Raw genomic sequence first — 21,928 nt, 5'->3', positions numbered from 1 at the left:
TGCGTTAATTTTTGTGTCTGTGTTAAAGTAGCGCGAGCTAAATTTACCACGAGGTCTTATGCGTAATCTAACCCGTTTCACCTTTGCGTTAACTGTAGCAATGATGTTTTTTGTTACGCAGGCACAGGCATTTACGTTTCGTTTGTCTCAGCAGGACCTGAATCAGGTTGTGCGGATGACCTTTCCGCAAACGCAGTATTACCAGGATATGAAGGTTGTTATCAGCGACCCGTCATTGTTTCTGCAAGCTGATAATAACGTGGCTGTAGAAGTGAATTTGCTGGGTACGCAGGGCGGTCAGAAGATGGAAGCGGCAGCCAGATTAAGTGGTGAACTGTTTTATGACGGCAGTAAAGGCGAGTTGCAGATCATCCGCCCCAAACTGGATGATTTTAACGTGCTGAGCAGCACACTGGAAAATGAGAAGGACATCCTGCGCTGGGCTGAACAGCTTAAAGGGCAGTCTGCACCGGTGATCCTGCTGGTGAATTTTAAAGATCTGAACCTGTCTATACTGGGTAACCGTTTGCCACGGGATATGCGTGTGGAAAGTGGTCAGTTGGTTATCGAATTTTAATCTGTCCGGACGGAGTAGTTATGTCTGTGATTGCTTTTCTTTCAATGGATACGTCGGCCCTTGAAGATTTCTTCGTTTACGATGAAATGCTTATCCCTCATTTCAACGCACATGGCTACGATGTTGAAACCGTTGCCTGGCGGGATGGATCCGTGGACTGGAACAGATTTAGCCATGTGATTGTGCGAAGTCCCTGGGATTATCAGCAGGATCCTGATGGATTTATTGCGTGCCTTGAGCGCATTGAAGCTTCACAGGCCACGCTTCACAACCCCTTGTCTCTCATGAAGTGGAACATTGAAAAAACGTATCTGCAGTCGCTGGAAAGTCAGGGCGTACCGGTAGTGCCTACAAGTTGGGCAGACTCTTTTTCGGCAGACTGGTTTGTTAAGCAATTTGAAGTATTCGAAACAGACGAGCTGGTGATCAAACCGGCGCTGAGCGCCAATGCTGACGATACGTTTCGCATTCATCGTCGTGATGCAGCAAACTACACCGCTCAACTGAGTGAGCTTTTTCATAACCGTAAGTTAATGGTGCAGCCTTTTTTACAAAGTGTTACCGGCGAGGGTGAGTACTCACTCTTTTACTTTGGCGGGCAGTACAGCCACACTTTGTTGAAGCAACCAAAGGCGGGCGACTTCAGGGTGCAGGAAGAGCACGGTGGCAGGTTATCCGCTTTTACCCCTGATGCTGGCATGCTAAGTGTCTGTGAAGCGGCACTCAATGCTATGCCTGACAGCTATCTGTATGCGAGAGTCGACCTCATCCGGACTGATTCAGGCTGGGCAATTATGGAGCTGGAACTCATTGAGCCATCGCTCTATTTTAATATCGATGAATCCTCCGCCGCCCGTTTTGTTGATGTGTTTGTAAGCCGTCACGGTGAAGGCTGAAGAAAACAAAAAAGGGCTGCAGCCGGACTGAGCCCTTATTAATAAAACGCGGCGTTAATCTTTGTCCCGCATTCTCGCGCCGTTACTTACTTTCTCCCGGCTTTGCTGATGATATTGCGGCCGTGGAGCCGGTTGTTGGCGGGAGACATTATTTTTCCCCGCATACTGATTTCTGCTCACGGCTGCGTCTCTGCCATTTCCCTGTGCGGCGTAGCTGTTCTGAGCCCTGTACTGTTTAACCTGACGTTCCTGCTGTACCGGCTGCGTGTAGCGCTTTACGTCCGGCGACTGGCGTACAATGTTGTTAGTCTCCGGTCCTTTGGCCCGTGGCTCAATCTGACGGTATTGTTTGTCCGGAGTACTGCGCTTATCTGTTTCATTGCCGGTATACCGTTTCACATGTTTCTGGCTGACCGGTTCCTGTCTGTTAACAACAGAGCGGCTTACAACAGTGGGCGCGCTGCGGGAAGAGCTGTTGTAGTCCACTTTATGCCTCACAGGCCGGGCGTCATTGATGTAACGGGTGTTTTTCGTGCTGACGACGCGGTCTGAATAGCGCACCCGGCGATGCTCCGCACTATGTTGCCATGGCTGATAATCACGGCTGTAAGAGCGCTTGATGTCACTACCATAGTAAAAGCGCTTCACCGGCCGGCGAGTAACAATCACATGGCGATCGTGCCAGCTGATACCACCGAAATAGAAGGTAGTAGACAGCCGGATCCCGGGATTCCAGTAGAAAGACGCGGTTTGATGGTAGTGAACAGGGTGATGCCAGTACACAGGGGCGATGGCCGGATGCCACCAGCTGCCGTAAACTACCCGCGTATCGTAGTAGGGAACATACACAATTTCTTTGCGTACCGGTTCAATAACAATCACTTCACGATCACGCTCAATGCGCTGATATTCATTGTCCGTCAATGTGCCGGCATTCAGTGCGTGCTGACGCAATACCTGAACTCTGGCCAGTACACGGCTTTGACTGATTAGTACATTGTCGCCAAGGGCCTGTAGCCAGTCGAGATCATTGCTTAAAGTATGCAGTATGTCGCTGAAAGGTACGATTGCTTTAACGCTGGGATCCCAGTTGAAATCTTCAATTGCGTCTTCCACTTCCTCACTGTTCATTTCGGCATGAGACTGACGCCAGCGGTCAGCAGCCACCACTTCCAGAGGGTAAGTGGATGCAATGAGAATGTGAGTAAGAATGGTGTCCGGATAGAGGGCAACCGGCGCCAGCAAACTGTCGAGTTCAGCGTCGGTATAGGTCGCATTCTGCTGCTGTATCTGCTGTGTTTCAGCACTGAGTGCTGTGGATGGCAGTACCAGGGTTCCGGCAGCCAGAGAAGCGATAACGGCAAAGGTAACAGGTTTCATAGTCACTCCGTTATTCCGCAAAATGTCACGGAATGTAATCAGTATATGAAACGTTATAGCCGGTTATACATTAACCAAACCTGAACCAACCCGTTACGGGTGGTTCAGGTTTGTCAGAATTATTTGAACATGTGAGGGTCGAAAACGTGGCCGAGCTTTTCGGTTTTTGTTTTCAGGTAATGTTTGTTGTCTTTTGTCATGCCGTGATCGATGGGCTTTCTGGCAACAATTTCAACGCCTAAGTCTTCCAGCGCTTTCAGTTTGCGGGGATTATTCGTCATCAGCTCTACTTTGCCGATTTTCAGTGTATCCAGCATGAGTTTACAGATATCGTAGCTGCGTAAATCTGCATCAAAACCCAGATGCTCATTCGCTTCTACGGTATCCATGCCGCTGTCCTGCAGGTTGTAAGCGCGGATTTTATTCAATAGGCCAATACCCCGGCCTTCCTGGCGCAAATACAGAATCACACCGAAACCGTGGTCGACAATATTTTGCATGGCCTTTTCCAGTTGGAAGCCACAATCGCAACGTGTACTGAATAAAGCATCACCGGTAAGGCATTCTGAATGAATACGAATCGGTACGGTGTCGCTTTCTTTCCACGAGCCGTAAGATAATGCCACATGTTCCTGTCCGCTTAATTCAACAAAGCCGTGAATGCGGAATTCACCCATACGGGTAGGGAGTTTGGCGGAACTGATATATTCGTACTTCGGTTGCTTACTGGTCATTGCACTTCTATGCCTGCTGTTACATCCACGATAATGTGGGGATGATGCGCTATTTTACAAGATTAGCGCCTGAGCATTATAGCAATTGTTTATGGATTAGTGCTGAGTATCACAACCTGACAAAATTATCCAGCGGAGCGGGGTGAGCAATTGCAAAACCCTGAGCGAAATCCACACCAATGGCACGCAGGGATTCCATCGCCAGCGCGCTTTCTACGTATTCGCCGACTGTCGACATGCCAATGGCCTTGGCCACATCATTGATAGACGACACCAGTACCTTATTCACCGGACTGGTATGCATGTCCTGAACAAAGCTGCCATCAATTTTCACGCAATTAACAGGCAAATCCCGTAAATAGCCGTAGGACGAGAATCCGGTACCAAAATCATCAAGGGCAAATTTACAGCCTAACTGTTTAAAGGTGCGGATAAATTCTAATGTTCTGTCCATCTGCACAATGGCGGCAGTTTCAGTAATTTCAAAACAAATTTTACTGTAAGGCACATTGTATTGCTCAAAGGCTTTCAGGATTTGCAGTTTCAGATTTTCATCTGCCAGTGCCGTGCCGCACAAATTAATATTGCACTGGGCAAGGTTAGCCAGTTGAACGGGATGCGCTCCCAGCCAGCTGAGCGTATGGGTAACAACCCACTGGTCGATGAGGGGAGAAAGATCGTATCTTTCTGCTGTTGGCAGAAATGCCGCCGGTTCGTAGATCTGGCCCCGGTCCCCCTTCATACGTACAAGAATTTCAAAGTAATCACCGCCGGCTTCCGTTTGCAGAGGCATGAGCGGCTGGTAATAAAGTTCAAAGCCGCCGGATTGCAGGGCAGACTGAATGCGTTTTACCCAGTCGAGTTCTTCGGTGTAACGTTGCAGCGCTTCATCATTGCCTTTTAACTGATGTATGCAATTTCTGCCGTTCCGCTTGGCCATATAACAGGCATTATCTGCCAGACTTAACAGATGCTCCGCACTGGCATCGATTTGATCACTGTTCACCATGCCGATACTGACACCCAGGTTAAATACCTGGTTATCCCATACAAACCGGTAAGCCTGCACCGCATTCAGCATCTTGTTACCACACAAGAATGCTGATTCTTCTGTTTCAGTTGTGTATAAAGCCGCAAATTCATCGCCTCCCAGCCTGGCCAGCAGACCCCGGTTGCCTAATGTGGATTTCAGCAAGCTGGCAATTTCTTTAATGAGTCTGTCACCTGCTTTATGACCACAGGTATCGTTCACTGTTTTAAATCTGTCCAGGTCGAGGTATTGCAGGATAACCGGCGGAGAGTTTTCTGTACGTGCCTGCATCGCGCTGGCCAGTTGCAATTCAAATTCTCTGCGGTTCATCGCGCCGGTGAGGGAATCGTGGCTGGCGAGGTATTGCAGGCTTAAGTCCATTTCTTTGCGGCTGGTGATGTCAAATACCGAACCGTAAAGGTAAATATCATCACTTTCCCGTTTTAACTGACAGGAGAGTGAAAACCAGAACTCACTGCCATCAGCCCGGGTACCGCGGATTTCTTTTCCCAGAATCACATTTTTCTCAAGCAACTCGGCGACCAGCGCCTTACGGTCATTTTCATCTGCATAGAAGGTGGCTGTGTTGGTGACAGATTTGAGCATATCGCCTTCACTGTCATAGCCAAATACGGCACACATAGCAGGGTTGACCGTTTTGAGCTTGCCATCAAGGGTAGAGGTATACAGCCCTTCTGCGGCAGTGCGGAACAGATCGTAAAAGCGCTGGAGATCAGATATCCGGCGGCGCTGGGTAGAGAGCTGATCATCACTTACCGTGCGCTCCTGTATTTCAGCACCAATTCCCAGTGCCATCACCGACAGCACCACGATAAGGATTTCCATGACCGGTGAAACATCGTCAAAAGATATCCCGTTTACCATGTTAGAAAAACAATGGGTAAACGCCACCATGAACAGCCCCCAGGCGAGCAGGTATATGAAGGTGAGGGACGGAATACGGCGATCGCGATATATCAGTGCTTCAAGGGCAAACAGAGTGGTAAATGCAGGCATTACAAAGCAGCCTGTACTGAACGTGAATAACGGATTACCTAATGCCAGTGCGGCAATAGCCAGTGCGCCAAGGGCGATACTTTGCAGAAGATGGACGCGCTGAGGCACACGGGTGAAGAAGTGGCGGGTCAGTTTCAAAAGAACAAAGCATACCATCAGCATCAACAGAGTGAATATAATTTCAAAGTGTTGTTGCAGGCCGCTGGTAGTAACCAGTTCCCCTTGTACCCAGACCAGAATTAACAGGCAATTTGCGGCCAGTGCTGACAGCCAGAATCTGCTGCGGGTCTGTTTATACAACCAGGTCAGCAAGAAATAGCCGAACAGCACGGTCAGTGAACCTGTGGTAAGGCCGAAAAGAAGTAAATTATTTTGTTGCCGCTCCGCCAGCTTTTGGGTGTCCCACAAATACACCGGAAATGCGCGGAAGCCATGATCTTTCAACCTGACGGCCAGTGTGGTGGTGACGCCAGCCTGTAACGTAACAGGAACAACCAGTGCGCCCTGCCGGTAATACTCTGCTACCGGTTCAGAAGCGGTTAGAACCGTGGCGCTTAGCAGGTTGCCACGGGCGTCCAGCGTGTAAACACCGGCCTCATCAACGCCGGGCTTTTCAATACTGACTACCAGTGACGACGCACGGTCGAGAACGGAATGGACATCAATGAACTGCCATAACGCCTCGCCATCCTCAAGGGGCATTAATGAATCGCTGACAGGCAGGTTTGAGCGGTTCTTCAGGGCTTCTGAGGGGGTGAGGTTGTCGCCGGCAACATAAACCGGTACTTCGGCATTCAGGTTGACTGACACAAAATCGCGGGATAGAAGTTTATCGGCGGCAATACTGCACAGCGGACTGAACAACAGCCCGGTTATTATCAGTAACACTGTGACAAAAAAATTGCCGGCTCCCGCCCGCTCAGCACGTCTCATTCCCTGCTCGCACCATCTTGTTTTGATTGTTTTTTATACTAATACAAACCTTGCAGGATCACGAATCCTATTTTGAGTTGATGTGCTGCCATAAAGTGTCTGTATTACTCGCGACGCCGCCAGCGGGCTCCAGCCACATGGCATCACATAACCATTCAATGCAAAGGAGAAAACGTAATTCTCCGGCAGAATAAATAACCTGCATACGATCAGCGCCCCATTCAGGAGGCTGAGGCACAGCATCCAGTAGTGCACCTAACCGGTTAGCAAATTGGGTTGCTCTGGCCGGTGTATCAGGCAGGGGAAACGCCAGTAAAATAAGTTCGTCCTGCCTTTTGGCTTGTTGTTTCAGAGCTTCTGCTGTTAACTGCTGCACGACAGCATACCTCCGCGGGTTTGTTTTGATGGTGTACTGAAAGGGTGGCTGTCCCATCGCGTATCGAAGGGCGAAATACATGCCTCCAGCAATTGCTCACAGGTTGTAAAGTCGCCGCTTTCTGCATCTTCAATGGCTTGTTGTAGAAGATGGGTTCGCGGGATCACCGCCGGATTAAACGGGCGGATATCCTCAGGCTGCGTCGACTGTTCAAACCGTAATGAGCGGTAATTTTGCCACCAGTTATCAAATGTCTCACGATCAATAAAATCATCACGTAGCTGACAGCTAATGTCTGAGAGATTTGTAAGTGCTAACTTTCTGAAAGAATATGTGTAGTCTGACAGTTGTTGTTCCAGCATATTAAGCCACTGATTAACCACAGGCATGGAAGAGGGAGAGGTGCTTTCCAGTCCCATCCGCCGGCACATCGCATTGCCGAACTGACTGATAAACGCCGGTTCGTAGCGTTGCAGAGCAGAGCGGATTTCGTCTACGGAGCAGTGGTCAGAAAAGCAGTGCGCCAGTACGTTCAGATTCCACAGGCCAATACCAGGTTGCTGATCAAATGCGTAGCGTCCCTGATGATCAGAGTGGTTAAAGACGGCATCAGCCTTAAACCCGTCCATAAATGCGTAAGGCCCGTAATCAAAGGTAATCCCGTGCACAGACATATTGTCGGTATTCATCACGCCATGGGCAAAACCGTGAGTTTGCCACAACGCAATCAGCCGTGCGGTACGTAAAGTGATGGCCGTGAGCAGGGCCAGATGAGGATTTGCAGCATCGAGGCATTCCGGGAAGTGGGTAGCCAACGTGTAGTCAAACAGTGCATTGAGCTTGTCTTTTTCGCCGCTGTGGAAGAAGTATTCAAAATGCCCGAAGCGTATGTGACTTGGGCAGGTGCGGATCATCATCGCTCCCTGTTCCGGCTGCTCCCGGAAAACGGTTTCTGCGCTGCTGAAGAGGCACAAACTTCGTGATGAGGGAATACCAAGGGCATGCAATGCTTCGCCGCCAATGTATTCGCGGATCGTTGAGCGTAATACCGCGCGGCCGTCTGCGCCTCTGGAATAAGGTGTCGGACCGGCGCCTTTGAGGTGCAGGTCTGTTACTTTGCCTTCTGTATCCACCGCTTCTGCCAGCAGTAAGCCGCGGCCGTCGCCAAGAAAAGGGTTCCACTGGCCAAACTGATGACCACCATATTTCTGAGCCACTGCGCTTTCGCAAAGTGCTGAGCTTTCATCCGCCAGTAACGTGGTAATGTGATTATCTGTCCACCATGCCTCAGGCAGGCCCAATTGTGCCGCCAGTGGCCGGTTCACCAGGCGCAATTGTTGTTGCTTAAGCACTGCCGGTTTTACAGGGGAAACCATGGATGACAGTGCGCTGGCATAACTGTGAGTAAGCTTCATGGGGGCCTTAAGAAATTCGGGAAAATTAGTCTGATGTGTTTTGATACTGATTTCCAGTTAACATCAGGCTATGTAGATTACTAAAAATTAATTATAAACTCAGCCCCGGAAGAGAGCGTAATCAATAATAATCCCACTAACCACGGCAATCCCACTCAACAAGGAGTATTGAGACGTGTTAACGATTCATCATTTAAATAATTCGCGGTCGCAACGGTTACTCTGGTTACTGGAGGAGCTGAATGTTGAGTACAAATTGGAGAAATACCAGCGGGATGCGAAGACGGGTCTTGCGCCGGTGGAGCTGAAAGCGGTACATCCACTTGGCCGTTCTCCGGTTCTGACCACTGAGAATGTGTCTCTGGCAGAGTCCGGCGCCATTGTTGAATACGTGGTGCGGCATTACGGAAATGGCGCATTTGCTGTGCCGGAGGAAGAAAGTAGCTACCAGCAATATCTGTTCTGGCTGCATTTTGCTGAGGGATCGCTGATGCCTCCCAGAGTGGCGATGCTGGTGTTCTCAAAAGCAAAACAGAAAGTACCGGCGCTGTTAAGACCACTGGCGAAAAAAATCCTCGACGGCATTATGGACGCTTACTACAAGCCGAATCTTATCCAGAGTTTAAAATTCACCGAGTCCCATCTGCAGAATCATGCCTGGTTCGCAGGTACGGAACCCACCGGCGCTGATGTGCAGATGCTGTTTCCGCTGGAAACACTGGTTGCCATGGGGCAGGCTGATGATTATCCGGCGATTAAGGCGTGGGTGAAAAAAATTCATGACCGGCCTGCCTATCAGCGGGCGCTGGAAAAAGGCGGTGAGTACGATTATGCCTGAGATTTCAGAGGTAACGGTGTGCCGGCTCAGTCGTTCAGAGTACTTTCGAGATAATCGTTTATCATCTGCAGGAACGCTTCACCATAGCGTTCCAGTTTGGTTTTACCCACGCCGCTGATATCCAGGAAATCGTTAACCGTAGTCGGGGTTTTCGCCGCCATATCTGCCAGCGTTGCATCACTGAAAATAACGTAAGGCGGTACGCTGTGCTCTTCAGCCAGTGACTTACGCAAATGCTTAAGGCGCTTGAACAGTGCTTTATCGTAAACAGCGGGCGCTTTACTTACCCGTGCATCAGGTTTAAAGCTGAGCCTTGGCACTGCCAGTTCAAGAGGGACTTCCCCTTTAAGTACAGAACGGGCATTCTCGTTTAGTCTGAGCATGGCACCGGCGGTTAAATCGACTCTCACCAGACCTTTGTGGATTAACTGGTTAATCATACTGTGCCAGTATCCGTCAGGCTTTTCTTTACCAATACCATAGGTGCTGAGCTGGTGGTGGCCGGCTTCCTGAATGCGCTTCAGTGCCTTGCCCCGTATCACGTCGATAACATATTGCGAACCGGCCTGTTGATTCAGGCGTAAAATACAAGACAGGATCTTCTGGGCGATAACCAGCCCGTCAATCAGCTTCGGCGGGTCAATGCATATATCGCAGTTGCCACAGGCGGTATCACTGTACTGAGAAAAGTAATTCAGCAGCACCTGACGGCGACAGGTTTGCGCTTCGGCAAATGCTTCCATTGACGCAAACTTTTGAATCTCCACATCCAGCCGGTCCGTTGCTTCTCCCTGGTCAATCCACTGGCGTACCCTGGCGGCATCTTTTTCATCGAACAACAGCATGGCTTCAGACTCCAGCCCGTCACGTCCGGCCCGGCCTGTTTCCTGATAGTAATTTTCAATACTTCGCGGTACATCATGATGCACCACGTACCGCACGTTAGATTTGTTAATGCCCATACCGAAAGCCACGGTGGCAATGACAATGTCCACCTGATCATTCAGAAAACGGCGCTGAACATATTCCCGCTCGTCTGCATCTTTACCGGCATGATAGGCGGCACAGCTGATGCCTTCGCGGTGTAGTTTTGCATGAAGGTCGTCCACTTTCGCGCGGCTGTTGCAATAAATAATACCGCTGCCATCCTGCTGTTTTACGTAATCCCGTACCTGGTCAAAGGCTTTATATTTGGGCATGACACGGTAGCGGATATTCGGCCGGTCGAAGCTGCCTTTGTATACAAACGGATCCTGAAGATTAAGCTGCACCAGAATATCGGCTTGTGTGGCTGCATCTGCCGTGGCGGTTAATCCGATTACCGGAATAGAGGGAAAACGTTGTTTCAGCAGACCGAGAGCACGGTAATCCTGTCTGAAGTCATGACCCCAGTGAGACACACAGTGCGCTTCATCCACGGCAAACAGTGAAACCGTTTGCGACTGCAGAAAAGACATCAGCCAGGAAGTGAGCAATTTTTCCGGCGAGACGTATAACAGTTGCAACGTGCCACCGGTAATGCGGCTGAGTACTGATTGCTGCTGTTCCTGATCCTGTGTGGAGTTGATGTACGCAGCACTCACCCCGGCTTCCCGCAGTTGTTCGACCTGATCCTGCATCAGTGAAATCAATGGAGAAACTACTACCGCAACCCCTTCTCTAACAAGCGCAGGAATTTGGTAACAAAGGGATTTACCGCCGCCTGTGGGTAATAACACCAGAGCATCCCGGCCATCAACCACCGCATTGATAACGGCTTCCTGGCCGTCTCTGAATTTGTTGTAGCCGAATACCTTCGACAGCACTTCAAGAGGTGTCGCAGTATCGCTTTCCGGCAATTTTTCAGGGGTGGGGGATTCGATAATCGTCATTGCCGGGGGATTTTACGTGTTTTCGCGCAAGTGTTCACGGCATTTGCAGTACAGTTTGCTATATGTTGTTGTGTTAGCGGAAAAAAAAGCTAACATCAGCAGCATCGAATGTGAAGGAGAGTAATATGGCTGAACCGTTACCCGATCTGATTGAAGAACTCGTATCAGAGGCGCAAAACGACGATCCCGCTGCCGTATTAACCACACTGGCCAGTGAAGACGATGTTTCTGTTGCAACAGTCCTTGAATCGTTACCGGTAGAGCACCGGATTGCCACCTGGGAAGGCTTGCCCCGGGACAGAAAAATCGACGTGCTGGTAGAGATGCGTAGCGATCCGCGGGAAATCCTCATCGACGCCACGCCTGACAGTGAATGGTCACTGATGTTTGCCGACATCGAAGCTGAATCACTGCTGGAACTGATGGATTCACTGCCGTCACGGTTGATTGACCTCGCATTTAAAGCACTGGATACCCAGCAACAGGCATTCTTCCGTGAAGCGACACAGTTCAGTGATGACGAAATCGGTCACTGGCTCTCCCACGAACAACTGGTATTGCCTATCAACGCAAAAGTGCGTGATGCATTGCGGCTTATCCGCCGTAATGTGCCGGGGCACTGTGACACCCTTTTTCTGACCAACCGCTCCGGTCAGTTTTCAGCAGCGGTAAAGCTAACCAAAGTGTTCGGCGCGCCGGAGCATGTGCCTCTGGTGGAGTTGACGGTTGAGAATATGCCTGTGCTTAAGGGGACCGACGATACCACCGCGGCGTCTTTGCAATTACAACGTTCGGGCTTTGCATCATTACCTGTGGTGGATGACTGCAATAAGTTACTGGGACGGCTGGATGTAACGTCCGCCAGTGAGCTGGTGAATGAAAATTATGAACGTCAGGTGATGGCATCTGCCGGTATGGATGAAGACGAGGATTTATTCTCGCCTGTCGCGAAGAGTGCCCGCAACCGTGCACTCTGGTTGGGTATCAACCTACTCACAGCGTTTCTGGCGTCCTGGTTTATCGGTATGTTTGAAGGCACGTTACAACAGGTTGTGGCACTGGCGGTGCTGATGCCGGTGGTTGCCAGTATGGGCGGCATTGCCGGCAGCCAGACACTCACACTGATTGTCCGTGGTCTGGCACTTGGGCAGGTAACCAAAGCTAACTTCCGTGCCCTGATGATGAAAGAGCTTAAAGTTGGCGGCCTGAACGGCGTGATCTGGGCCATCATTATTGGCATAGTGGCCTCTTTCTGGTTCTCAAGTGCGGCGCTGGGCGTGGTGATTTGTCTGGCAATTCTGGTGAACATCGTGTCAGCAGCCCTGGCCGGTGTATTTCTGCCTGTGTTGCTGGAAAAACTGAATATCGACCCTGCGCTCAGCGGCTCGGTGATCCTCACCACCGTGACCGATATTGTAGGATTTGTTGCCTTTCTTGGTCTGGGTACCCTGTTTCTGCTCTAGCGCCGGCAGACCATCATAAGTGCCCGGCATTTTACCGGTACAGACTTGCTTCGGTTTGTACCGGCAGGAGACAATGCAACTTTCTCTTCTAACAAGGAACGTCATTGAACGACTTGCAAAGCCTTGCAGCATCCCGCGCTACCCGTACCGGTGTAATTTGTGCCATCGCGGCCTACATTATGTGGGGCGTAGCGCCGGTTTACTTTAAACAGCTTCAGGTTCTGCCGGCCATGGATGTGCTGATGCACAGAATTATCTGGTCTGCGGTCATTCTGCTGGTGTTAGTGCTGGCACTGAAGCAGGGGCCAAAGGTGATGGCAGCACTGCGCAGCCGCAAAGTGATGCAGGTGCTGTTTTTTGCGGGTTTACTACTGGGAGCAAACTGGCTGCTTTTTATCTGGGCGATTAACAATGACCATTTGCTTGATGCCAGTCTGGGTTACTATATCAATCCGCTGATCAATGTGTTCTTCGGCCGTTTGTTCCTGGGTGAAGTATTGCGTCCGGCGCAGAAAGTGGCGGTTGGTCTGGCTGCAACCGGCGTCACTATTCTCATTGTGACTTATGGTCAACTTCCCTGGATTGCGCTGGTGCTGGCGATGACTTTCAGTGTGTATGGTTTGTTGAGAAAGAAAGTGGCGGTGGACTCATTGCCCGGACTCTTCATTGAAACAACCCTGTTGTTACCTTTCGCGCTGATTTACTGGGTAGGGTTTGCCAGTGAACACAGCAATATGTTGCATAATGACTGGCAACTTAATGCACTGCTGTTTGCGGCGGGTATTGTAACCACTGCGCCATTGCTGTGCTTTACTGCCGCAGCCCGCCGTATCATGTATTCCACGCTGGGGTTCTTCCAGTATATCGGACCGTCAATCATGTTTATGCTGGCGCTGTTTGTTTACGGCGAGCCCTTTGATATGACCAAAATGGTTACATTTGTTTTTGTGTGGCTGGCTTTGGTGGTATTCAGTACCGATTCGTTACGGGCCTACCGTCAGCAGCGGAAAAAGCTTCAGATTGCGCGGGAGCAAACCTGATTACGACCCTGAGATTTGGCGGTGTAAAGCAGTTTGTCTGCATCGCCGAGCAGGGTTTCAAGGTTGTCATCGAAAGCACTGATTAATCCGATACTCGCTGTCACACTAAGCAACTTATCTTTGTAGAGTACCGGAGTTTCTGCAACTACCGCGCGGAAATTTTCCATCCGCCTGAGGGCATCTTCAGAAGCCATATCCGGCAGATAAATACAGAACTCTTCACCGCCGAATCGTGCTGCCGGTACATCGTTAAACAGCGAGCTGATTAACTCTGCCACCGTTTTCAGCACGGCATCACCGGCATCGTGGCCGTAGGTGTCATTAATGCGTTTGAAATGGTCAAGGTCTACAAGGGCCAGTGACTGGCGTTCCACATGCTGGCGGTAGCGGGTGGCTACCGTGTAGAAAAAGTGACGGCGGTTCGGCAGGCCTGTCAGATAGTCAGAATTGGCGACCCGGCGGATGGTTTCCACGCTTTCCAGCAATTCAAGGTTTTGCATCACCCTGCACAGAAACTCTTCGTGACAGAAGGGGCTGCGCAGAAAGTCATTGGCACCGCTTTTGAGGAATGTTGCCGGCAAAATACCGGATTTTCCTGACGCAATACCGATAATCGCCATTTCTTCTTTAGCATATGCGCGGCGTAATTCCGCAATGTACTGGACGCCCTGGTCATCATCAATGCTATAGTCGATGAGCATCAACTGAATGTAGGGGTGTTCAGCAAGGTGCTCCTGCGCCTGCGCTTGTCCGCTGGCTGAGTAAACCAGGAAGTTATGTCGGCGGAGCAGGGATACCATGGCCTGACGACTGCTGCGCTTGTCGTCCACCACCAGTACACCCACACTTTTGTTTTTATCGAGTCTGGCCAGAAGGCGGCTCAGATAGTCATAGATCTGATGATTTTCCTTCACCAGATAATCAACAATTTCTCTGCTGAGTATCGCTTTGCGGGTATCGTCGCTGGCGTTGTCGGTAACGACAATGGTGGGCACAAAAGCATTGATGGTGAAATCAATGGCTTCTCCGTGAGGAGCATCAGGCAGCGCATAGGCTACGACGGCACAAAGATACTCTTCAGGCATAGACGCAGAAAAGCGCATCTGTGCTTCGCTGAGGGAATTTGCCCCTTCGGGAATTAAACCGGCCTTTTTCACCAGTTTGGACACGAGCTGCAAGCTTTTCTGGCTATTTTCAATGACCAGTACTTTTCTTTGCATATCGTGCCTCAGTTGAATGAAATCGCTGCTTTAGCGGTTAATTAAATAATATCGGCTGACCGCAGGTGAAATTTAGAGTGGCTGCAATTTAGCATAGGCCAGTACCAGCCATTTGCTGCCGAATTCGTCGAAATTCACCTGCACTCTGGCGTGATCGCCGGAACCTTCATAGTTCAGTACCACGCCCTCACCGAATTTGCGGTGCATGACACGCTGACCCAACTGAAACCCGGTTTGTTCAAAACTTTCGTGAGACGTTGCCCTTGAAAAGCGGTTATGAACAGGGCGGGATACCGTTGATTTTAGCCGTACTTCTTCCACGCATTCCGAAGGAATTTCGCGGATAAACCGTGACGCCGTGTGATACTTGTCCTGACCATAAAGCCGGCGGCTTTCCGCATAGGTAATAAAGAGCTTTTTCATGGCCCGTGTCATACCCACGTAGGCCAGACGGCGTTCCTCTTCCATACGGCCGGGCTCATCATTGGTCATCTGGCTGGGGAACATGCCTTCTTCAACGCCGGCCATAAAGACCAGCGGAAACTCCAGGCCTTTGGCGGTGTGAATGGTCATCATCTGAACCGCGTCCTGGTCAGTATCTGCCTGTGTTTCACCGGCTTCCAGCGAGGCATGAGCCAGAAATGCACTCAGCGGCGTCATTTCATCGGCTTCTTCCGGCACGATAAACTGCTTACAGGCTGTGACCAGTTCCTCAAGGTTTTCCAGGCGTGCCTGTGCTTTTTCACCTTTTTCAGCCTGATACATGGCATATAAGCCGGAATGTTTGATAGCTTTGTCGGCCTGTTCTTCCAGTGGTAAATCTGCCATTGCCTGTTCAAGATCGGTTATCAGTACAATAAAACTCTGCAAGGCGTTAGCTGCACGTCCTTTCAGGGAACCGTCGGTAAGTAACAAATTACTGGCCTGCCACAACGAGCAGTTGTGCGTTCTGGCCGTCTCACGGATAGCTGACAGCGTTTTCTCACCCATGCCGCGGCTGGGTGTATTAACTACCCGCTCATAGGCAGCGTCATCATGAGGGTGATTAACCATGCGCAGATAACCCAGCGCGTCTTTAATTTCCTGGCGTTCGAAGAATCGCAGACCACCGTAAATCCGGTAAGCCAGTCCTTCATGCAACAGCGCTTCTTCCAGTACACGGGACTGAGCATTATTGCGGTATAGAATGGCACTTTCACTGAGGGCATTACCCTGCTGCAGCCAGCTCTTAATTTGCGACACAATAAAGCGGGCTTCATCCAGTTCGTTGAAACCGGCATATACAGATACCAGTTCACCGTCAGCACCGTCAGTCCAGAGCTCTTTGCCGAGCCGGCCGGTGTTGTTGTCGATCACCGCGTTTGCGGCTTTCAGAATTGTGCTGGTGGAGCGGTAATTCTGTTCAAGACGGATGGTTTCCGGCTTCGGGAAGTCCTTCAGAAACTTATGTATATTATCGACATTTGCACCCCGCCAGCCATAAATTGACTGATCGTCGTCGCCCACGATCATGATGGTGTTTTCGCCGGTGCTGCACAGCATGCGAAGCCAGGCATACTGAATGTTATTGGTGTCCTGGAATTCGTCGACCAGTACCGCACGGAAACGTTTTTGATAGTGAGCCAGAATCTCCGGATTACGGGCCCACAACTCATGCGCCCGCAAAAGCAGTTCGGCAAAATCAACCAGCCCGGAGCGGTCACAGGACTCCTGGTAGGCCGCATAAATATCGCGCATCTTCTGCTGGGTATGATCGTTATGGGTATCGATGTGCTGGGGTCTTAAGCCTTCATCTTTATTGCCATTGATGTACCACTGTACCTGTCTTGGCGGCCAGTGTTTCTCATCCAGATTCAGCGCTTTCAGAATACGGCGGATCAGCCGGTACTGGTCGTCAGAATCCAGAATTTGGAAATTTTCCGGCAAGCCGGCTTCGGCGTGATGTGCTCTGAGTAGACGATGCGCCAGGCCGTGGAAGGTACCCATCCACATGGTGTGCATGCTGCGCTTCATCAGATGTTCAATCCGGCCGCGCATTTCCTTGGCTGCTTTATTCGTGAAGGTTACCGCCAGAATTGAAAATGGCGCGATGTTCTCTACTTCCATCAGCCAGGCGATGCGGTGAACCAGTACCCGTGTTTTGCCACTACCGGCGCCTGCAAGCACCAGCATGTTCGACTGAGGGGCAGCAACGGCTTCGCGTTGTTTGTCATTTAGGTCGTCGAGAAGTAAAGATACATCCATCGGGCAGATCACCAGCGTAATTAATTTCAGACCGGCAGATTATGCCAGAGCAGGCTGTGAATTTATACAGTAAGGCAAAGGGAATCATTATTCTACCGTGCCATGTGACTGATGTTAAAAAGAAGTCTTAAAATTAGACTAAAGGCTAAGTGTGTGGAAAATATACACTTTGTTAGAGTTTACCTGTACAGTGCTATTCACACAGGAAATAGTATTCAAGGTGTCGGGTGCGTAGCGTAAATAAAATGGCTATGCGCGGAGGGTAGGAAACCTTGCCCTTTTTGCGCCTTAAATGACGGGATAGTCATGGATTACAACGTAGATAACGAAACCATTGATTTCGATAAACTGATTATCGAAATTTATGACGCAGCACTCACCCGTAAATGGGGCAGGGTGCTGGCGCAGTGCAATAAAGTGTTTCTGGCCAACAAAACATTTCTCGTACTTCGCGATGTGATCAACGACAGAGAAGTTGCCTGGCGTATGAAGACCGCCGGTGAGGGTTGCCCGTCTTTTCCACCTGAAGTGGATTTATCTTCACTTTCCGCCCTGAAACCTTTTTTCTTCCGGCTCCATGAGGGGGATATCTTTGATACCTGTTCACCCGCATTTCGAAGTTCAGAACATTTTACCTCTATTGCAGGGAAAGTACTGACCCCGCTGGATGCAGAAAAAACACTGGCAGCACTGGTGTTGCGGGACGAACGCTACGAAGCATATCTTGGTGTATGCCGTCCGGAGCAGGATGACGATTTTTCAAAATACGAAGAAGTTGCTTTCAAACGTTTAGTGCCGCACTTTGTCCGCGCAGCCCGTTTCTTCCGTGATGAAGAAATATTTCGTCAGCAAAGACAACTGGCGCAGGGCGTTTACGAACACATTAAAACGGCATTTGTGGTGTGTGACAGCCAGTTAAGGGTGCAGGCCTGTAACAGTCAGGCAGAGCAATACCTGAATTCAGGTAAAGCCGTTGCGCTCAACAAAAAACGCCTTGTTTTTGCCATGCCACATCAGCACACCCGTTTTTGCGACAAAGTTCAAGCTTGCCTATCAGGCGCTGAGAAGGACGAAGTGGTGCACGTTGTTGATGATAACGTGGACGTGATTGAAATCTTCCATATTCACCGGCTTGCCTCTCAGGCAGAAGAGGAGCGGCGTGAGCCGTTAGCCGTTGTAAATATTGTATCCAGAGGAAAACCGGACTGGCAGAACATTCAGTCTTGCTACGCGCTTAACAAGCGGGAAGTATTGATTGCGCGCATGTTGTATAAGTGCGCTTCCTACCGTGATATTGCAGCGGCTGCGGGACTGACTACCGGTGAGGTGGATATTCAGGTACAACGTCTGATAAAAGCCATGGGCGTTAAAAATGAAGAAAACCTTATTGATAAGCTGGCCATGTTTTCCGGTACCGCACCGAAGTTCGCTTAATCTGTCTGCCTGTTCTTAAATCTGTTGTCGTGGTGCTTGTCGTAAGAGGAGTAACCGCTATCGCCTTGCATGGTGTTTTCGGACACTGGTTTGCACCATCTGCTGTAAAGTACGTATGAAATGCATATCTTCGACTCCGGAGCGTGCGAGCAGTGCAACTTTTCAAATCCCGCGAGGCATCTTCCACCGATGCCACATCCCTGACAGATTTTTCTTTGCTGGCGTGGTGGCAAATCCTTAAACGCACATACAGCAAACAAAATGCTCATAATTTATCGCTGGTGGCCGCCGGAGTGGCTTTCTATTTCCTGCTCGCCGTATTCCCGTTGCTTACTGCCGTTATTTCTCTGTATGGTTTGCTGGTCACACCGGAACAGTTGCAAAGCCACATGGCACATCTGGTGGATGTGGTGCCTGCTGACAGCCGTTACATTGTTGAGGAGCAACTGACCAAACTCACCGGAAATTCTGACTTTGTGCTCAGTTGGGGGGTCTCTCTGAGCTTGCTGCTGACAATCTGGAGCAGCAGTAAAGGTGCGAATGCGTTAATCACGGCGTGCAACATTACGTACAACGAACCTCACGGCAGGATGTTTCTGAAAGGTTTGCTGGCGCGGCTGGTACTGACCATTGGTATTATCGCCTTCGTGATCGCCGCATTACTGTGTATTTCTGTGTTGCCCGAGTGGATAAGCTACTTAGCCGGTTCTGTACTGAACGAAAAGGCGGCAACCTGGCTCACATGGCCTGTACTTATATTCCTGTTTAATGTCGCACTGGCAGCACTATACCGGTACGGACCCCACCGGAGACCGGCAAAATGGCGCTGGGTAACCGTAGGCTCGGCGTTTGCTTCGCTGGTGTGGGTGATTGCGTCTTTTGCGTTTTCTGTGTATCTGAACGAATTTGCTTCGTATAACAAAACCTACGGATCGCTGGGAGGGATTGTTATCCTGCTGATGTGGTTCTATCTGAGTGCTTACATCATTTTGCTCGGCGCGGAACTCAATTCAGCTACCGAATACCAGACCGATAAAGACAGCACTGCCGGCGAGGAAAAACCGAAAGGAGAGCGTGGGGCTTACGTGGCTGACCATTCACCTTCCGATAGTCAGACGAAGTGATCAGCACGCGGACAAAAAATGGAGCGCATTGAGCGCTCCATGTGAGGTATTAAGAGGGGATGATTGCTACTAGTTGAAGTAACGGTCCACTTCTTTTTCAGCTTCATCGCGGCTTTTGCCATAAGCTTTCTGAATTTTGCCTACCAGTTCTTCACGGCGGCCATCAATTTTATCTACATCATCGTCGGTGAGTTTTCCCCACTGTTGCTGAACTTTACCTTTTAACTCTTTCCAGTTACCTTCGATACGATCGCTGTTCATATCTTTCTCCTGTTTCAAAGTTTAATGATGTTACAAAATTCTGTCTGGACCGGTTTAACGGGTCCGGGCATGACCTGTCTGACGCACTGTGCAATCAACTTATTGCGAAGTCTTACGCCGGCAGTTACCCATACACAATCAACTCTTATTCCAGTTTTCTGGTGCTGAGAATAAGTCTCTGAATTACGGTTGTTATTTTATATTCCTTTTCGCTATAGCCGGAGAGAGCGGGCAGGCGTAGGATGTAGAACTTTCACGGTGCCGGCCAGTGATTTCACGGTCTGCGGTGATATTGAAATTTTGTAATGTGCGATCGGTTTGCCGGTGATGTGAGTAGAAATTGATGTCGTTGAACGATAATCCTCACCGGTTGATAACATGATGCTTGATCTGTGACGTTCAGCCCTTATCTTTCAGGCTTATTTCGGGGCCTTTAAGCTTTCACGCACTTACGCCAAACCAGGAACACCTATGCAAGTATCAACAAGAAACGCCGGCTTCTGGCTTACGCTTAAAAGCGAAGCGCAGCACATTGCTGACAACGAACCTTTGTTGGCGAGTTATATACATGCATGTATTCTGACCCATCATAATTTTGAGTCTTCACTGAGCTTTATTCTGGCGAATAAAATGGCTGACGATGTGATGCCGGCCATTGCTATCCGTGAAGTGTTTGATGAAGCCTACCTGCTTGACCCGTCTATTACGGAAGCGGCCATTGAAGACATCAAAGCCGTGTTTAACCGTGATGCTGCGGTGAAAGATTACTTAACACCTTTGTTATATTTCAAGGGCTTTCACGCCGTGCAGACTCACCGTATGGCGCATTACCTGTGGCAGCGGGGCCGTCATCAGCTGGCATTGTTTTTACAAAGCCGGAATTCAGAAACATTCGGTGTCGACATTCATCCCGCTGCAAAAATTGGGAAAGGGGTGATGTTTGATCACGCTACCGGCATTGTGGTGGGTGAAACCGCAGTGGTAGAAGACAATGTCAGTATTTTGCAGAGTGTAACGCTGGGCGGGACGGGTAATGAATCCGGCGACCGTCATCCGAAAGTGCGCCAGGGTGTGCTGGTAGGTGCCGGTGCAAAAATTCTTGGCAATATTGAAATTGGTGAAGGGTCAAAAGTGGGAGCCGGCAGTGTGGTGCTGAACGATGTGCCGCCGCATGTGACTGTGGTAGGTGTGCCCGCTAAAGTTGTGGGTAAACCAGCCTGTCAGCGTCCCTGCGATTCCATGCGCCAGAATTTCCTCGAAGACAGCGAAGCTGCAACCGGTAAATAGTTTACCTGCCCGGTGCACAGCATTGCCTTCCTGAAGTCGTTTGCTGTGCTGTTAAAGGCGTTTACTGTCAGGTAAACGCCAGCAATTCATCCAGCGACGACAATTCCACATGAGGAAGCAATGTGGCTGCCTCACGGTTCAGGAGCATGTCGCGGTTTGCTGCAAGCCATGCCGCCTGATATCCCGCTTTCACTGCACCCATAACGTCTTTTTCCAGGTTATCACCTACGTGTAAAATCTGACCCGGCGCTAACGACAGCATCGTGGCCGCTTCATCGAACATATGAGCAGACGGCTTGGCCGGACGGGTTACACTGGCGTGCAACACCACATTAAAGTACGCTGACAGTCCAGTTTTATGCGGGTCAACATTGCCATTGGTTATCGCAATCAGCGGCATTTTCTTTGCCAGTTGAGCCAGTACGCTGTGAACGCTGTCATCCAGCGTGAAATCGCTGCGGGCGTCATAAAAGCAGTCAAAACAGGCTTTCGCGGCTGCCTCCAGTGCTTCAGGATCCTGAATATCCTGTTCCAGCGCCTGCCTGAGTGTGTGCATACGCAACTGGCCCATATCTGAAGCCAGCGCGGGCTGTGCCTTGATCAGACCCCGCTTTATATCTGTCCATTCCTGCGGCGAAAGCTTTGCCGTTTGCGGATACTCCACAGCAATAAAATGCTTAAGGGTTGCTTCTGCCCGTTTGATAATGGGGTCATTGTTATAAAGGGTATCGTCCAGATCGAAAGTCATGGCTTTCACTGGTGCTACAGGCCGGTAAAATCGCATGGAA

General features: G+C 50.1%; 18 protein-coding genes. 8 read left to right on the top strand and 10 right to left on the bottom strand.

The annotated features are described in order from the left end of the window. The first annotated feature begins 58 nt into the window (after positions 1-58). Complete coding sequence (locus ACXAH4_RS03515) at positions 59-577, top strand: YceB family lipoprotein (RefSeq protein WP_474843656.1); 519 nt, start codon at positions 59-61, stop codon at positions 575-577. Positions 578-597: 20 nt separating this feature from the next. Continuing rightward, entirely contained in the window at positions 598-1,473 is an 876-nt protein-coding gene (locus ACXAH4_RS03510; protein ID WP_474880718.1) for an ATP-grasp domain-containing protein, read from the top strand. Positions 1,474-1,527: 54 nt separating this feature from the next. On the opposite strand, the gene ACXAH4_RS03505 is transcribed toward ACXAH4_RS03510, so the two are convergent. The 5 genes from ACXAH4_RS03505 to ACXAH4_RS03485 all read right to left on the bottom strand — a co-directional run bounded on the left by ACXAH4_RS03505 (position 1,528) and on the right by ACXAH4_RS03485 (position 8,358). Continuing rightward, positions 1,528-2,853: a DUF3300 domain-containing protein gene (locus tag ACXAH4_RS03505; protein ID WP_474880717.1), complete on the bottom strand. Its 1,326-nt coding sequence runs from the start codon at positions 2,851-2,853 to the stop codon at positions 1,528-1,530. Positions 2,854-2,972: 119 nt separating this feature from the next. Then, positions 2,973-3,587, bottom strand: a complete 615-nt coding sequence (ribA, locus tag ACXAH4_RS03500) for a GTP cyclohydrolase II (protein ID WP_474848971.1) — start codon at positions 3,585-3,587, stop codon at positions 2,973-2,975. 109 nt (positions 3,588-3,696) lie between these two features. Then, complete coding sequence (locus ACXAH4_RS03495) at positions 3,697-6,567, bottom strand: EAL domain-containing protein (RefSeq protein WP_474843648.1); 2,871 nt, start codon at positions 6,565-6,567, stop codon at positions 3,697-3,699. Between the two features lie 67 nt (positions 6,568-6,634). Next, on the bottom strand, positions 6,635-6,943 hold the full coding sequence (locus ACXAH4_RS03490) for a hypothetical protein (protein ID WP_474843646.1): 309 nt from the start codon (positions 6,941-6,943) through the stop codon (positions 6,635-6,637). Further along, positions 6,931-8,358, bottom strand: a complete 1,428-nt coding sequence (locus ACXAH4_RS03485; RefSeq protein ID WP_474843645.1) for a protein adenylyltransferase SelO — start codon at positions 8,356-8,358, stop codon at positions 6,931-6,933. The genes ACXAH4_RS03490 and ACXAH4_RS03485 overlap by 13 nt, the downstream gene beginning before the upstream one ends. Positions 8,359-8,533: 175 nt before the next feature. Here ACXAH4_RS03485 and ACXAH4_RS03480 point away from each other — a divergent pair, with 175 nt between their 5' ends. Beyond that, entirely contained in the window at positions 8,534-9,196 is a 663-nt protein-coding gene (locus ACXAH4_RS03480; protein ID WP_303573555.1) for a glutathione S-transferase, read from the top strand. 26 nt (positions 9,197-9,222) lie between these two features. On the opposite strand, the gene recQ is transcribed toward ACXAH4_RS03480, so the two are convergent. Further along, the gene (gene recQ / locus ACXAH4_RS03475) at positions 9,223-11,067 is read right to left on the bottom strand and encodes a DNA helicase RecQ (protein WP_474843642.1); all 1,845 of its coding nucleotides are present in this window, start codon (positions 11,065-11,067) and stop codon (positions 9,223-9,225) included. Positions 11,068-11,192: 125 nt separating this feature from the next. Between recQ and ACXAH4_RS03470 the strand changes: the two genes are divergently transcribed. After that, on the top strand, positions 11,193-12,530 hold the full coding sequence (locus ACXAH4_RS03470; RefSeq protein ID WP_474843640.1) for a magnesium transporter: 1,338 nt from the start codon (positions 11,193-11,195) through the stop codon (positions 12,528-12,530). 113 nt (positions 12,531-12,643) lie between these two features. Continuing rightward, positions 12,644-13,570, top strand: a complete 927-nt coding sequence (gene rarD / locus ACXAH4_RS03465; RefSeq protein WP_474844147.1) for an EamA family transporter RarD — start codon at positions 12,644-12,646, stop codon at positions 13,568-13,570. Here rarD and ACXAH4_RS03460 read toward each other — a convergent pair. Next, positions 13,546-14,790, bottom strand: a complete 1,245-nt coding sequence (locus ACXAH4_RS03460; protein ID WP_474843638.1) for a GGDEF domain-containing response regulator — start codon at positions 14,788-14,790, stop codon at positions 13,546-13,548. The two genes, rarD and ACXAH4_RS03460, sit on opposite strands and share 25 nt — an antisense overlap. A 72-nt stretch (positions 14,791-14,862) precedes the next feature. Next, positions 14,863-17,034 (bottom strand): DNA helicase II, encoded by a 2,172-nt coding sequence (gene uvrD / locus ACXAH4_RS03455; RefSeq protein WP_474880715.1) that lies wholly within the window; start codon positions 17,032-17,034, stop codon positions 14,863-14,865. A gap of 306 nt (positions 17,035-17,340) precedes the next feature. Between uvrD and ACXAH4_RS03450 the strand changes: the two genes are divergently transcribed. Together ACXAH4_RS03450 and ACXAH4_RS03445 are read left to right on the top strand one after the other, a co-directional pair. Further along, positions 17,341-18,468, top strand: a complete 1,128-nt coding sequence (locus tag ACXAH4_RS03450; RefSeq protein ID WP_474843634.1) for a helix-turn-helix transcriptional regulator — start codon at positions 17,341-17,343, stop codon at positions 18,466-18,468. A gap of 152 nt (positions 18,469-18,620) precedes the next feature. Continuing rightward, entirely contained in the window at positions 18,621-19,592 is a 972-nt protein-coding gene (locus ACXAH4_RS03445; RefSeq protein WP_474880713.1) for a YihY/virulence factor BrkB family protein, read from the top strand. A gap of 69 nt (positions 19,593-19,661) precedes the next feature. Here the strand turns inward: ACXAH4_RS03445 and ACXAH4_RS03440 are convergent, their stop codons facing one another. Then, positions 19,662-19,853, bottom strand: coding sequence for a CsbD family protein (locus tag ACXAH4_RS03440; RefSeq protein ID WP_119499797.1), 192 nt, complete (start codon positions 19,851-19,853; stop codon positions 19,662-19,664). A gap of 471 nt (positions 19,854-20,324) precedes the next feature. Here ACXAH4_RS03440 and cysE point away from each other — a divergent pair, with 471 nt between their 5' ends. Beyond that, entirely contained in the window at positions 20,325-21,140 is an 816-nt protein-coding gene (gene cysE, locus ACXAH4_RS03435; RefSeq protein WP_303573561.1) for a serine O-acetyltransferase, read from the top strand. Between the two features lie 67 nt (positions 21,141-21,207). Here the strand turns inward: cysE and ACXAH4_RS03430 are convergent, their stop codons facing one another. Further along, positions 21,208-21,924, bottom strand: coding sequence for an HAD-IA family hydrolase (locus ACXAH4_RS03430; RefSeq protein ID WP_474880711.1), 717 nt, complete (start codon positions 21,922-21,924; stop codon positions 21,208-21,210). Positions 21,925-21,928: the final 4 nt, after the last annotated feature.

It is taken from the genome of Alteromonas sp. ABV2_168 (genome assembly GCF_056161165.1).
Note: the sequence above shows the minus strand (reverse complement) of the source record. Positions and strands in the feature narration are given on the sequence as shown.

Coding starts and splice junctions, on each gene's coding strand:
- ACXAH4_RS03515 (WP_474843656.1), top strand. CDS start 59: ATGCGTAATCTAACCCGTTTCACCTTTGCGTTAACTGTAGCAATGATG.
- ACXAH4_RS03510 (WP_474880718.1), top strand. CDS start 598: ATGTCTGTGATTGCTTTTCTTTCAATGGATACGTCGGCCCTTGAAGAT.
- ACXAH4_RS03505 (WP_474880717.1), bottom strand. CDS start 2,853: ATGAAACCTGTTACCTTTGCCGTTATCGCTTCTCTGGCTGCCGGAACC.
- ribA (WP_474848971.1), bottom strand. CDS start 3,587: ATGACCAGTAAGCAACCGAAGTACGAATATATCAGTTCCGCCAAACTC.
- ACXAH4_RS03495 (WP_474843648.1), bottom strand. CDS start 6,567: ATGAGACGTGCTGAGCGGGCGGGAGCCGGCAATTTTTTTGTCACAGTG.
- ACXAH4_RS03485 (WP_474843645.1), bottom strand. CDS start 8,358: ATGAAGCTTACTCACAGTTATGCCAGCGCACTGTCATCCATGGTTTCC.
- recQ (WP_474843642.1), bottom strand. CDS start 11,067: ATGACGATTATCGAATCCCCCACCCCTGAAAAATTGCCGGAAAGCGAT.
- ACXAH4_RS03470 (WP_474843640.1), top strand. CDS start 11,193: ATGGCTGAACCGTTACCCGATCTGATTGAAGAACTCGTATCAGAGGCG.
- ACXAH4_RS03460 (WP_474843638.1), bottom strand. CDS start 14,790: ATGCAAAGAAAAGTACTGGTCATTGAAAATAGCCAGAAAAGCTTGCAG.
- uvrD (WP_474880715.1), bottom strand. CDS start 17,034: ATGGATGTATCTTTACTTCTCGACGACCTAAATGACAAACAACGCGAA.
- ACXAH4_RS03450 (WP_474843634.1), top strand. CDS start 17,341: ATGGATTACAACGTAGATAACGAAACCATTGATTTCGATAAACTGATT.
- ACXAH4_RS03440 (WP_119499797.1), bottom strand. CDS start 19,853: ATGAACAGCGATCGTATCGAAGGTAACTGGAAAGAGTTAAAAGGTAAA.
- cysE (WP_303573561.1), top strand. CDS start 20,325: ATGCAAGTATCAACAAGAAACGCCGGCTTCTGGCTTACGCTTAAAAGC.
- ACXAH4_RS03430 (WP_474880711.1), bottom strand. CDS start 21,924: ATGCGATTTTACCGGCCTGTAGCACCAGTGAAAGCCATGACTTTCGAT.